This window comes from Algoriphagus sp. Y33 (assembly GCF_014838715.1).
Classification (GTDB): domain Bacteria; phylum Bacteroidota; class Bacteroidia; order Cytophagales; family Cyclobacteriaceae; genus Algoriphagus.
Window position 1 is genome coordinate 5,333,934 of record NZ_CP061947.1, and the last position, 13,395, is coordinate 5,347,328.

General features: G+C 43.0%; 10 protein-coding genes. 4 read left to right on the top strand and 6 right to left on the bottom strand.

The window, feature by feature from the left end:
* Positions 1–41: 41 nt before the first annotated feature.
* From ID165_RS21840 to ID165_RS21865, 6 genes are all read right to left on the bottom strand, one after another.
* Positions 42–941, bottom strand: a complete 900-nt coding sequence (locus tag ID165_RS21840) for a sugar phosphate isomerase/epimerase (RefSeq protein WP_192347543.1) — start codon at positions 939–941, stop codon at positions 42–44.
* Between the two features lie 151 nt (positions 942–1,092).
* Entirely contained in the window at positions 1,093–2,679 is a 1,587-nt protein-coding gene (abc-f, locus tag ID165_RS21845; protein ID WP_192347544.1) for a ribosomal protection-like ABC-F family protein, read from the bottom strand.
* A 234-nt stretch (positions 2,680–2,913) separates the two neighbouring features.
* Positions 2,914–4,098 carry a porin gene (locus ID165_RS21850; protein WP_192347545.1) on the bottom strand — a complete coding sequence of 395 codons (1,185 nt, stop codon included), beginning with the start codon at positions 4,096–4,098 and terminating at the stop codon, positions 2,914–2,916.
* Between the two features lie 62 nt (positions 4,099–4,160).
* Positions 4,161–4,607, bottom strand: coding sequence for a PepSY-like domain-containing protein (locus tag ID165_RS21855; protein WP_192347546.1), 447 nt, complete (start codon positions 4,605–4,607; stop codon positions 4,161–4,163).
* 383 nt (positions 4,608–4,990) lie between these two features.
* Entirely contained in the window at positions 4,991–6,256 is a 1,266-nt protein-coding gene (locus tag ID165_RS21860; protein ID WP_192347547.1) for a HAMP domain-containing sensor histidine kinase, read from the bottom strand.
* On the bottom strand, positions 6,253–6,930 hold the full coding sequence (locus ID165_RS21865) for a response regulator transcription factor (RefSeq protein WP_192347548.1): 678 nt from the start codon (positions 6,928–6,930) through the stop codon (positions 6,253–6,255). Before ID165_RS21865 ends, ID165_RS21860 begins: the two co-directional genes overlap by 4 nt.
* 287 nt (positions 6,931–7,217) lie before the next feature.
* Here ID165_RS21865 and ID165_RS21870 point away from each other — a divergent pair, with 287 nt between their 5' ends.
* The 4 genes from ID165_RS21870 (at position 7,218) to ID165_RS21885 (ending at position 13,343) form a co-directional block, all read left to right on the top strand.
* Positions 7,218–8,123, top strand: coding sequence for a serine hydrolase (locus ID165_RS21870; RefSeq protein WP_192347549.1), 906 nt, complete (start codon positions 7,218–7,220; stop codon positions 8,121–8,123).
* 60 nt (positions 8,124–8,183) lie between these two features.
* Complete coding sequence (locus tag ID165_RS21875) at positions 8,184–8,771, top strand: TetR/AcrR family transcriptional regulator (protein WP_192347550.1); 588 nt, start codon at positions 8,184–8,186, stop codon at positions 8,769–8,771.
* Positions 8,772–9,027: 256 nt separating this feature from the next.
* Positions 9,028–10,143: an efflux RND transporter periplasmic adaptor subunit gene (locus tag ID165_RS21880; RefSeq protein WP_192347551.1), complete on the top strand. Its 1,116-nt coding sequence runs from the start codon at positions 9,028–9,030 to the stop codon at positions 10,141–10,143.
* Between the two features lie 32 nt (positions 10,144–10,175).
* Positions 10,176–13,343, top strand: a complete 3,168-nt coding sequence (locus ID165_RS21885; RefSeq protein WP_192347552.1) for an efflux RND transporter permease subunit — start codon at positions 10,176–10,178, stop codon at positions 13,341–13,343.
* The last annotated feature ends 52 nt before the right edge of the window (positions 13,344–13,395 follow it).

The window sequence follows — 13,395 nt, forward strand, 5'->3', positions numbered from 1 at the left end:
AAAGTTGGTCTTATGAATTTAAGGGCTGTGATGATGCCGGGCTATTCAAATAAGTCGATCAGGTTTTTCTTAAAATATTCTGCGCTGTCCTTTACACTTTGGATGGGGGTCTGCGCGAAATTCCCCCCTTGCTCTAGGTAGTAGTACTCCATTCCAGATAGGGATGCGTCCGGAAGGATTTTGGTATAATCGATAGAGCCGTTTCCCAACTCGGTATAGTCTCTGCTGATCTTATCCATGTCTTTGATGTGCCACATGACAAATCGTCCGGGGGCTTCCATAAAAAGCTCATGTATCGTACGCTGAGAGCTGTGAGCTACCCAAAAGAGATCTATCTGGAGTTTGACTAATTGAGGATCAGTGTTTTGTAAAATGATGTCATAGCCAATTTCTCCATTCTGATCAGTAAATTCAAAATCATGGTTGTGATAGGCAAATCCAAGTCCGGCTTTGTTCACGCGCTCTCCGATCAAATTCAGTTTATCGGCCAAGATTTTAAAACTCTCGATAGAGCGGGACTCTGGATCAAGCCACGGCCAAGTGATGTATTTTTGTCCCAAGGCATGAGCCCCTTCTATACTTTGATCCGTATAGCGCATAAGTTCATCCTCGGTGGCTCTGAAGTATTTGATAAAATCATAATGACCGCTGGTGCTGTCAAGGGAGTTGTCCTCTAAAACCTTCTTGAAATCTGCTGCAGGCATGCCATAAAAGCTATTTGAGGGACCATCATATCCGTAGATTTCAGTGTCCTGATAGCCAAATCCTGCGATTGTTTTTAATGCTTTCTTGGGATCTTCCGCCATCGCGGCTCTGATCGTGAATAGCTGAAGTCCCATTTTGTAGGACTTAGCTTGTGGAAAGCGGAAACCGGAAAGGCCAAATCCTGCGGCTGAAAGAGCAAGTCCGGATTGCTTGATAAAATCTCGGCGATTAATCATAGGTTTAGGTTTGGGTTAATAAAGTTAGCGTTGAAGATAGTAGGTTTGATTAGTTTAATTATACCTATCGCATGGTTAAGCCCGACAAAGTTCCCTTGAAATGAGGTTATGGTAAATCTCAATAATTGACATCTGCTGGGTTGTTTTTGCCTCAAAGCGTAATGTTGCGTTCTATGTCTACCTGCTCCAAAAACATTTCATCGTGCGACACCACGAGCAAGGTGCCCTGATATTCGTTGATGGCAGCAGTTAGAATTTCAATATTTTGGATATCCAGATTATTTGTTGGTTCGTCCAGAATAATTATATCGGGAGATTGGCTGCCAATAGTAAGGCAGCACAGCGACAGCCTCATCCGTTCTCCTCCACTCAATGAACTACAGGATTTATCCCAATCTTCTTTTGGAAACAGGAACCGGTTAAGCCTGATTTTGATCTCATGCTCTTTCAGTGCTGTGTTGTTAAACCGCTCCGCCTGTTCATAAACATTCAGGTGATTTTCTATCAATGAATAATCCTGATCGATGTAAACGGCTTTGTTTTCGGCGATGAAAAGTGTTCCGGTCTTTGGTTTCAGATCGCCCAAAATAAGCTTAATCAAAGTGGTCTTGCCAGAACTATTGCTTCCTTTCAGCGCAATTCTTTCTCCACTTGTAATTTGAAAATTCAGATTAGTTTTCCATAGCGGACTGTCTTGATAAGAGAAATTAATATCAGTGGCATTGACCAGCACTTTGCCTTTGTGTAAAGCGGTATTCTCAAAGCCAAACTTCATTTTATCAATATCAGACAGTTCTTTTCTTAGGTCTTGAAGATCCTGAGAGATTCCGCCAATCTTATCTGTATGGACATTTTTGATCTTTGAGGTGCTTTTTTCTGCTCTGTTTCGGAGCGTATTCATCATGATCGAGGCCAGCCCGGCCTTTTCCTGCTTTTTCTTACCTCTGGCATCCAGTTTTTGCTGTCGTTCTACCGTTTCCCTTTCCTTCTCCTTAGCTTTTCGCAATGCCTTTTCTTTACTTTTTACATCTTGATTTAGGGCATTTTGCTCCAAGTGTTTTTGAGAAGAGTAGAAATCGTAATTGCCTCCATAGGCGCTTATTCCTTTATGACTAAGTTCGCACACTGTATCCAAGAGGTTTAGCAATTTTCGATCATGACTGACCACCACCAAGGTATTGGAAGTGGAGGATATATAGCTATAAAGCAGCGCCCTTGACCCACTGTCTAGATGATTGCTTGGTTCATCAAGGAGCACCAGTTCGGGCTGATGAATAGAAATTCCTGCCAAGAAAACTTTGGTTTTTTGTCCTCCGCTGAGATTTTCCAGCTTTGTAGTTAGCTCATGCTCGGATAGCTTCCAATGGCGCAATGCTTCATAGGCACGTTCTTCTACAGTCCAATCATCATCGAGAATCAGCAAATTTTCCTCACTGGCGTTTCCGTCAAGAATCTCACGAAAGGCAGTAAGTTTTCTATCTATACCCAGCGCTTCTGCAATACTGAGATGATTGAACTGACCAAAAATTTGAGGAATGTAATAAGGAGGTGATTCTACAATTACCTGCCCATCAGAAGGCGTGAGCTTTTTTGCAATAATCTGTAGTAAGGTCGATTTACCCACTCCATTACTGCCGATTAGCGCTATCTTTTGATGAGGATTTACTGCAAGGGAGATGTTGGCAAACAACAAATCCTTATTGGGATGTATATATGAAATACGCTGTAAACTGAGCATAATTTCTCTCTTTGAAGATTAAACAAATGGCTGATCCAGAACTTTGGCTAGCCTTATTTATAGTCAGAAAGAAATTATATTTTCATGTTTTTGTATGTGGATTGAGGTACAAATATAGTGTATTGTTCCATCATGTGAAAAAGACAGTCTGTCTTGTGTCATGTATAACTTAGGGTTTCTTGCCTGATAAAAACGGCATGCACACGCTTTTAAAGGAGGGAAAGCAGCAGGATTTCAAAAATTCAACTGGGCCTGTAATCGCAGCAGACTGCCTGCCTGTTGGTTGTCTTGAAGCTGAAAATCCTCATATCGGCGGTTTGAAAATGTGTACATCGCTACCAATTCAAATGCCTCATTGAGCTGCCACTCCAAACCTAATTCCAATTCTTTCACCGTGTAGCTTCTCGCATCCAACTCATGCTTTTTGCCTCCGTCATAATATTGTAAGCGGGTGAAAGGGATAAATTCTCCTGCTATATAGGAGAAAGTTACATATCCGCCTTGTAGCTTTTGTACTTCTATTTTTTGGGATTGCTTATTAAACTCAGGACCTTGGCCTATCATATATTCAGCCTGAATACCAAAAGGCTGCGGGTACAACACAAAGGAAGCTGCGGCTCTTTGATCAGTAAATTCTTTTTGATCCCTGATATTCAATTCGGGACTGCTTTCCAGCAGCACAAATTTCCCACTGTATGCCTGAATGCCGGGTTCGATCACCTGGCTGCCTACTTCTATGGGAAGAGAAAAGCGGGGCACCACATGGAATTTACCATTTTGATCAGGATGGTTTGCCGTCTGACCATTGTAAATACCCAGCGCAAATACCCCGAAATCTCCTGAATGCTTCATTCCATCCTTTTTTAATTTCTTCATCAGATTCCGCTTTTCCTTAGTCGCCCAATAGAAAAATATCCCCAGATCCCGCTCATCTTTCATCCCGCTGTTAATGGCATCATCCCGATCAAGAGGCAATCGTTGACTGCTGGACTGGAGATTTTCATACCCAAAGGGAACCTTGCTTTGTCCCACGCGAAGACGAAATTTATTATCCTTGTCAAGCCCCAAATCCACATACGCATCTTTCAATTTCCCGACATGATGGGCTCCCGTCACCGACTTGGAGAAATCTGGCTGAAAATAGAAAAACACGCGTGGATGGATTTGGCCATAGATTTTGAACCGCAATCTTCGTATAGAAAAGGAATTTTCCTCTCCTCCCCACGCCTCATCACACTGCTCACATCCCAGCTCGGGATTTGTCTGAAACAACCCATTGTAGCGCACCTGCATGTAGCCTCCCAGATGGATTTTTTCAAACCAATTATTGGAGATTTTTTCTTCAGTTTTCTCTTGAGCTTGTGCAAAAGAAAGGGTAAACAGAAGCAATAGGACAGCAAATGGGATATTCTTGTTCATGACATTCAGGAAGGGAGAGGTGGCTAGATGATAGGGATAGGGGAAAAGAGGAGGAGTTTTTCTTAGTCCTTGATTTTATGAAGGACTTCCCCTTTGCCAGAGAAAATCACTTTCCATTCTTCACTGAAATTCTCGAGCTCTACGGAATAATTAACCTCGTTGCCTTCAGTGATTTTCTTGACTTCATCAATCTTCAATTCGGAGAAATCGGAAGCTATTTTAGAAATGATGGCTTTTGGGAGATCTCCTTTAGCTATTTCTTCTACATGCTTCAGAATTTTGCCGGCCTCATCGTACCGGATTTCGTGCTCTGTTCCCCAGCCGATTTCGAATTCTACCGTGTAATTATCCCCATCTAGTTCCCACTCGATATCAGTTGCTTTTGGAAACTCCTTTTTGAAACTGTTGACTACCACAGAAGGTACTTGGCTTTGGTGGATCTCCTGAGCGAAAGCCGCTGTGGAGATAAGGATAAGTGCAGTTGCGATAATTGTGATGTGCTTTTTCATTTGAGCATAGTTTTAAGTTATGCCTCAAAGAAAAAGTGGGAATCTGGAAACAATTGGGAATGTTAGGGCCCTAAATTTTTTTTACCACGAAGATCACGAAGTGGCGCAAAGTTTACCTGAATAATAATCGACATGAAGGAGGCATCCGTCCTTCGCTCATCGTATGGGAGTCTGGATTCATTGAGAAAAATGCTGTAGGTATGCGAAATAAGGAATCGGTGTTTTCTGCTATTGACTCCTTCTCTTTTGGCCATACTCGTCAAAGAAGTCATTTCTTGGTATGCTACTATACCTTAGCTTTAATTTTAATCTCTCTCGCTACAGTATTGTGAAGTGACGTTCTCAGATGCAACTTACCTTACAACTTTACCACCTTACATCCCTCAACCCATTTTAACCTCAAAACAATGCTCACCATCGAAACTGTATACAATCTGAAAAGTATACAGTTTACAGATGGCGTGGACGATAGCAAGTCCCAGACCTGTGCTGTTACTTTTTTTGGTTTCCTTATGAAAACGGGTAAATACCTTCTCAGAATCAAGTGGCAGTGAATTGCCTGTATTGCGGATAATCAGGGAGTTTTCCACAAGGATAATGGTTACGTTTCCGCCTTCTATATTGTGGAAAATAGCATTTCGAATAAGATTACCCACTAGAATAGAAGCAAGATTTTCATCCATTTTGACCTGTATTTCGGAAGAGTTATCCACAGATATTTTTACTTCTCTGTAGTCAGCAAATTCTTTCAAGTCTTCCACTGATTGTGCGACTACCCGGTTGATGGAAATTTCAGCGTTTTCTGAAAACTGTTTATTCTCAATTTTGGTCAGTAGAAGTAATGACTTGTTCAGTCGGGTTAAGCGCTGAATAGTCTGCAAAATCTGGCCAACAATTTCGGCATTTTCATGATCCAGACTTTCTCTTTCCAGCATCAGTTCGAGTTTGTTGGAAATAATCGCCAGAGGTGTTTGAAGCTCATGAGAGGCATTTTCGGTGAATTTCTTTTGATTGGCATAAGTTTCACGAGCATGAATAATAAGGGAGTTGACAGCGAGCTCCAATTCTTTAAACTCTTTGGTGTCGCCTTTCACGACCGGAATGGGACTTTCCTTGTCAATACGAAATGCTTTTAAATCGCCCAAAAGCAGGTAAAATGGTTTCCAAAGCCGCTGAAGAACTACATTATTGATTAAAACAATGCTTGCAACCAAAATGATGTAAAGCCAGATGATCGAATAGAATAAATCCTCGATCAGATCATCTTCCTCCACGGTGGAGTTGAAAACCGTAAGCCGGTAATAATCCTCACCGTGCTTAAAAGCCGATGTCAACATGCGGACAGGCTCCAGATCATCTTCGTTCTGCATATAGAGCAGTGTATCCGTAAAATAATCACGCATTCCCAATGCCTCTTTTTCATCGATTTTATGAATAGTAAAATTGCCCTCTTCGAAGTCTTTTTTCTCAAACACCCGTTCGTCTTTTTCGGTACGCTTGATGATTAATAGTTTATAATTGTCCAGTCCATCATCGATACTGTCGTGGATTTCGTCCAGCATATTGATGTAGAAAATTGCCGACCAGATAGTAACAATCAGAAAGATCGATACCGAAAGATATTTGATGGACTGGTTGAGGAGCTTCACAGTTCGGTCAGTTTATAACCTACGCCATAGACCGACTGGATTTCAATCCCGGCATTGGAAGATTGGAGTTTCTTGCGCAGGTTTTTGATCTGATAGTAGATAAAGTCAAAGTTGTCCGCTTGGTCTATGTGATCTCCCCAAACATGCTCAGCTAGGGCAGTTTTCGAAATCAACCGATTCTTGTTTACCAGGAAATAATTCAGGATATCAAACTCCTTTCGGTTCAATTCAAGTAGTACGTCTTCTACTTTAAATTCCCGCTCATTTAGGTCTAAAACTGTGTTTTTGACGATGATTTGATTGCTTCCGTTAAGGTTTTTTCTGCGAAACACGGCTTTAATCCGGGCATTGAGTTCGGCAATGTGAAAAGGCTTGGTGAGGTAATCATCCGCGCCCAAGTCAAGACCTGCAAGTTTATCGTCCAGAGAATCCTTTGCCGAGATAATGATTACATTTTCTCCACCGCCATTTTTCTTCAGTTCTGCCAAAATATCCATCCCACTTCCTCCGGGAAGCATAATGTCCAGCAGGATGCAGTCGTATTTATACAGTGCTATTTTTTCCATTGCCGAATCAAAATCGGAGGCATGCTCCACCAAATAAAGCTCTTTTTCAAGGCTTTTACGGATCACTTCTGCCAATTCAGGTTCGTCTTCAATCGCCAAAATTTTCATGTGCTTATAATTTGTCTTTCAATGGTCACACTTTCCTTCCACGAGGCAGGTGGATCTGGCATACATATCATTTCAGTGTGTGTCACCTACAACATGCCCGCCTGCTGTAGGTAGGCTCGATTTTATAAGATCAAAAATATGGAGCAATTCTGGAAAGATTTGGGAATCCAAAATTTCAAGGAAATCGCAAATTCCCGGAATTAGATACAGTTAGAAATTGATAATTTAGAAAATTAAGAATCAGCATCATCGTCCGAAGGTGCTTTACATAGATTATTGCGACAAATATGAACTTATACTTATCCAGAATTGCCTGTATGTTTCTGCTGGTATTTCAATTCTCTTGCCAACAAAAATCCACTAAACAGGAAGATTTGCAGATTGCGCTTTTATCTCAAATAGATTCCATTCAGGGAGATGTGGCAATTGCCTTCTACAATCTCTCAGAATCGTCAGATAGTCTGCTGATCAATGCTGAAGAGGAATTTCATGCTGCCAGCACAATGAAAGTCCCGGTGATGATTGAGCTTTTTAAACAATACAGAGAAGGAAAACTAAATCTTGAAGATTCTATTTTGTTGAAAAATGAGTTCAAAAGCATAGTTGATGGAAGCCTTTATAGCATGCAGGTTGGTATGGATAGCGACAGCGTGATTTATAGTCAGATCGGTACTACCATCGCGCTAAAAGATCTGATGTATAATATGATCACGCTCAGTAGCAACTTGGCTACCAATGTGCTGATAGAATTGGTAGGGGCAAAAAACACTACTGCCACTATGCGAAACCTTGGTGCGGACAAAATCGAAGTATTGAGAGGAGTGGAGGACACCAAGGCATATGAACTTGGCATGAGCAATACGACTACTGCTAAAGATCTGATGCTGGTCATGAAGGCAATTGCCGAAAATACGGCGGGGATCAAGGAGGATTGCGACGAGATGGTTGCTATTATGAAGGACCAACAATTCAATACAATAATTCCATTTTTCCTTCCTGAAAGTGTATCTGTAGCGCACAAAACGGGCTCGATTACCGATGTTCATCATGACGCCGGGATAGTTTATCTACCGGATGGCCGCTCGTATGTGCTTGTGCTGCTTTCCAAGAACCTATCCGACTACGGTACGGCGACGGAGCAGTTGGCAGGATTGTCCAAGACAATTTATGATTATGTAGTAGGAGAAAAATAATTTGAACACTTTTGAACCTATTTTTTCTAACGCTGTTAAGTAATTTAATTCAGAGAAGTGATGGGAAGTAAGGAACGCATATCGAGACTAAAAGAAGAAACCAGAAGCAACATTCTTCGGGCAGCATTTGAGATTGTCAAAGAAGAAGGGTGGATAGGACTCAGTATGCGTAAGATTGCGGACAGGATAGAATACACCGCTCCTATTATCTATGAATATTTTACCAATAAGGAGGCAATTTTAAATGAACTGGCCCGGATTGGATTTGAGGATTTGGACGAAGTACTGGAAAAGGCCCAAAAAGCCCATACTATTCCTGAGGAGCAATTAGAAGCCATGTGGATGGCATTTTGGGAATTTGGACTTCACAATAGAGAAATCTACCAGATTATGTTTGGTGTAGAGATGACCTGTTGTATTGGAATGGTGCCGGAATCCCAGTTGCCGTCCAAGAGATTTTGTCCCGTTATCTCCAAGCTGCTTTCTGAAAGAGACAGAGATGCCGGGATTTGTAGGCAGAAATACTTCAGTTTCTTTTCGGTGATTCACGGACTGCTATCGATCAACTTGGTAGGAAAGGGCCTTACTGAAGAAATGAATAATCAGATCTTAAAAGATGCTATTGTAGGAATAATTAAAACAGTATAAAAAAATTTTTATCCAAATATCTAACGCTGTTAGTTTTCTTAATTGCCTTAGAATATTGGGAATAACAAACTTTATTCTTCAACAAATCCAGGATTGATTTGATCAATCAAATCACCGGATTGTGATAAAAATGATTCAACCCTAAACCTTTTACTTAACGATGTTAAATAAGCTTACTATGTTATTTTATCCCATGTATATACTACGCAAATCAAATTACCCCAATGATTACCAGTACTTTAAAATCACTAAACCAATGAAAAATTTTATCTTAAGCCTAGGTGCTCTTGTACTGCTGAATGCATGCAGTCCAGCACATTCCACTGATCAGGCAGCCACTGCTCCACCACAATTGCCTGTATATTTTATTCAAGAATCGAGCGCTGAGACTTCCTTGGAATATCCGGCCACAGTGGAAGGAACCGTGGATATTGAACTACGCCCGCAGGTAAGCGGAACACTTGAGCGGATCATGGTGGACGAGGGAGAATATGTGGAAAAGGGAAAACCCGTGTTTGCGATCAATGACCTGCCTTTTCGGGAAGCACTTAATCACGCCATTGCCAATCTCCACGCTGCAGAAGCTGCAGTGGTGCAAAGCGAGCTTGAAGTGGCGAAGTATACACCTTTGGTGGAGAAAAAGGTAGTTTCCGAATTTCAACTGAAAACCCTGGAAGCAAGCCGGCAACTTGCACTTTCCAATCTTGAACAGGCAAAAGCACAGGTAGAGTCCGCCAAAATCAATTTGAGCTATACGAAAATTCAGGCTCCGGTAAGCGGCTATATAGGCAGGTTGCCCAAGAAACAGGGCACGCTTGTCGGTCCGTCAGATCCTAGTCCGTTGACTACATTGTCTGATGTGCATGAAGTGCATGTGTATTTTGCTTTGGGGGAGACAGATTTTATACGATTTACAGACCGGTATGAAGGAGAGACTTTGACGGAGAAAATCAAAAATCTTCCTCCTGTCACATTGGTACTCGCCGATCACAGCAAGTACTCGGAACCGGGAAGAGTGGATGTCGTAGACGGACAGTTTAATAAAAATACGGGTACAATCACCTTCAGAGCCACTTTTCCAAATGAGCGTGGCTTACTCCGATCCGGTAATACGGGTAGGATTGTGATCACCCATCCCCATATGAAGGCTATTCTGGTTCCCCAGCAATCGACCTTTGAAATTCAGGACAAAGTCTTTGTGGTAGCTGTAGATGACAAAAATCAAGTTGTCCGGAAACCAATTCAAGTAAGTGGGACCTCCGGAGATAATTATTTGGTGTCGGGCGGACTGAAAGCAGGTGACAGAATTGTACACAAAGGATTTGAAACGCTTCAGGATGGGGCAATCATCGCTCCGAGTCCTCAGAAATAAATCCTGCCAATCCTTAAAAATAAACTAAACTGATGTTTCAAAAATTTATAGACAGGCCGGTATTGGCTTCTGTCATATCAATCCTATTGGTTATTCTCGGGGTTCTGGGGGTGTTCAAATTGCCCCTTCAGCAGTTCCCCGATATTGCCCCGCCTGCAGTGCAGGTAGTGGCCCTGTATCCGGGTGCCAACGCAGAAACACTGCTGAGGTCGGTAGCTCCTTCGCTCGAGGAATCCATCAACGGCGTGGAAGGAATGAGCCATATAAGTTCCACGGCCAGCAATGATGGTTCACTGGTCATCAAAGTGTACTTCGAGCTGGGTACCGATCCTGACCAAGCTGCGGTGAACGTTCAAAACCGTGTGTCCCAAGCCACCAGCCAGCTGCCTGCCGAGGTGGTGCAGGCGGGAATCACCACATCCAAGCAACAGAACAGTTTGCTGATGGTAGTATCCATGTTTTCCACGGATCCTGAAGCTTATGACCAGACTTTTCTGGCCAATTATGCACAGATCAATATTATTCCTGAGATCAAGAGGATCAAAGGAGTGGGTCAATCGATGATCTTCGGAGGCAATAAGGATTACTCCATGAGGGTATGGCTGAATCCCAGCCAGATGGCTGCCTATAATCTTACTCCGGCAGAGGTGACCGCCGCCATACAGGATAAAAGTCTCGAAGCCGCTCCGGGTAAACTGGGAGAAAGCAGTGAAGTGGCTTTTGAGTATGTGGTGAAGTACAAAGGGAAATTGAATAAACCCGAAGACTATGACAATATCGTGGTCAGAGCCAATCCGGACGGAACAGTTCTTAGACTAAAGGATGTCGCCAGAATAGAATTTGGAGCTTATTCCTATACCAACTTTACCAGGGTAGATGAAAAGCAGGGAGTAAATATAGCTACATTCCAGATTGCGGGATCCAACTCAAGTGAAATCCAGATCGCTATCGGTGAGCTGATGAAGAAGGCTGAAAAGGATTTTCCGGAAGGAGTAGGTTATCTGATTCTTTATAATACCAAAGATTCTCTTGACCAGTCTATTTCGCAGGTGGTTACTACACTGATAGAGGCATTTGTATTGGTTTTTCTGGTAGTCTTTATATTCCTTCAGGATTTTCGTTCCACCTTGATTCCGGCCATTGCAGTACCGGTGGCGATCTTGGGTACCTTCTTCTTTATGTTGCTTTTTGGTTTCTCCATCAACTTGCTCACGCTGTTCGCATTGGTGTTGGCGATTGGGATAGTAGTGGATGATGCCATTGTGGTCGTAGAGGCGGTTCATTCCAAAATGGAACTCGAACATCTTTCTCCGAAAGCGGCTACGAGAAGTGCTATGGGTGAGATCACGGGTGCGATTATCTCTATTACTTTGGTAATGGCTTCGGTATTTCTTCCCGTAGGCTTTATGGAAGGCTCTACGGGGGTATTTTATCAGCAGTTTGCTTTTACCCTCGCGATAGCCATTATTATTTCAGCGATAAATGCACTTACGCTGAGCCCCGCTTTGGCCGCTTTGTTTCTTAAGGATAAGCATCATGGGGGCACAGGGAGCAAAAAACTAACCTTTAGTGAGAAGTTTTTCATCGGGTTCAATTCCGGTTTTGAAAAACTCACCAATAATTACGTAGGTGGGATCCGAATGCTAATCCGTCGCAGATGGGTAGGTGTGACAGCACTGGCTCTCGTGATAGTGACTACCGTGGTACTGATCAGAATAACTCCATCAGGTTTTATACCTTCAGAAGATCAGGGTTTTATAGCGGTATCTCTTGATCTGCCTGCCGGTGCATCACTGGAGCGTACTACTGAAGTGATGAAAGAAGCGGAAATTGCACTCAGAGATATGGATTTTCATTCCTCGCTGAATGTGATGTCCGGGTTTAATATTCTTACGGAAGCCGCGAGCCCATCTGCCGGTGTTTTGTTTATCCTGCTCAAACCAGTCAAAGAACGGGGAGAAGTGAGTGACATCAACGAGATCATGGCGTTGGTAAATCAAGAATTCTCCAAAATCAAAGGAGCAAATTTCTTCGTGTTTACATTTCCAACAGTCCCGGGATTTAGCAATGTGGACGGACTTGAACTTGTACTTCAGGACAGGTCGGGAGGGGCACTGCAGAAATTCAGCGGTGTGAGTTCCGATTTCATGGGAAAACTTATGGGTAGAGAGGAAATCGGTTTTGCTTTTTCTTCCTTCAAGTCTGACTATCCCCAGTACAATCTTGAGGTGGATGAGGTGAAAGCCGCTCAGCTTCAGGTGAGTGTTCGGGAAGTTCTCCAGACGCTTCAGGCTTATTTTGGAAGCATGCAGGCATCGGATTTCAATCGATTTGGTAAATATTACCGGGTGATGATCCAGGCCGAAAAGTCAGATCGGGTGGATGAATCTTCATTGGATGGGATCTTTGTCAAAAACAGTTTGGGAGAAAAGGTGCCGGTGAACACACTGGCCAGACTTGAGCGGGTCTACGGGCCGGAAACGGTTTCCAGATACAACCTTTTTAACTCTATTGGAATCAATGCCGTTGCCGCACCGGGCTTCAGTTCGGGGGATGCATTGCTTGCGATTCAGGAAGTAGCCAAAGAGGAACTTCCGAATGGTTACGCACTGGAATTTACGGGCATGACCAAGGAGGAAATGGGCTCCGGCGGGCAATCGCTGATCATCTTTATTCTCTCTCTTCTGTTTATTTACTTCTTGCTTTCTGCCCAATACGAAAGCTACATCCTTCCACTGGCTGTCATATTTTCGATACCGACCGGCGTTCTTGGGGTGTTCGTGGCAATAGGGTTGACAGGAATAGAGAATAATATCTACGTACAGGTGGCATTGGTGATGTTGATTGGTCTGTTGGCGAAAAACGCCATTCTGATCGTAGAGTTTGCAGTGCAGCGCCGAAGGGCGGGGAGAAGCTTAATGGATGCAGCTCTGGAAGGAGCCCGACTTCGCCTACGTCCTATTTTGATGACTTCACTGGCTTTTATTGCCGGACTTATCCCGATGATGTTTGCGAAGGGACCTTCCGCTCTGGGTAACCATTCCATAAGTATCGCAGCGGCAGGAGGGATGCTGTCAGGAGTGATTTTGGGGCTTATAATCATTCCACTGCTGTTCGTCATTTTCCAACATATACATGAGCGTATCAGCAGTCCACCTGAACTGCAGCCTGAGGAATCAAAAGAACTTGTAACTCATTAATCTGATAAAATGAAATCGAGCATGATCCCGTACGTACGGGAACACACACTGT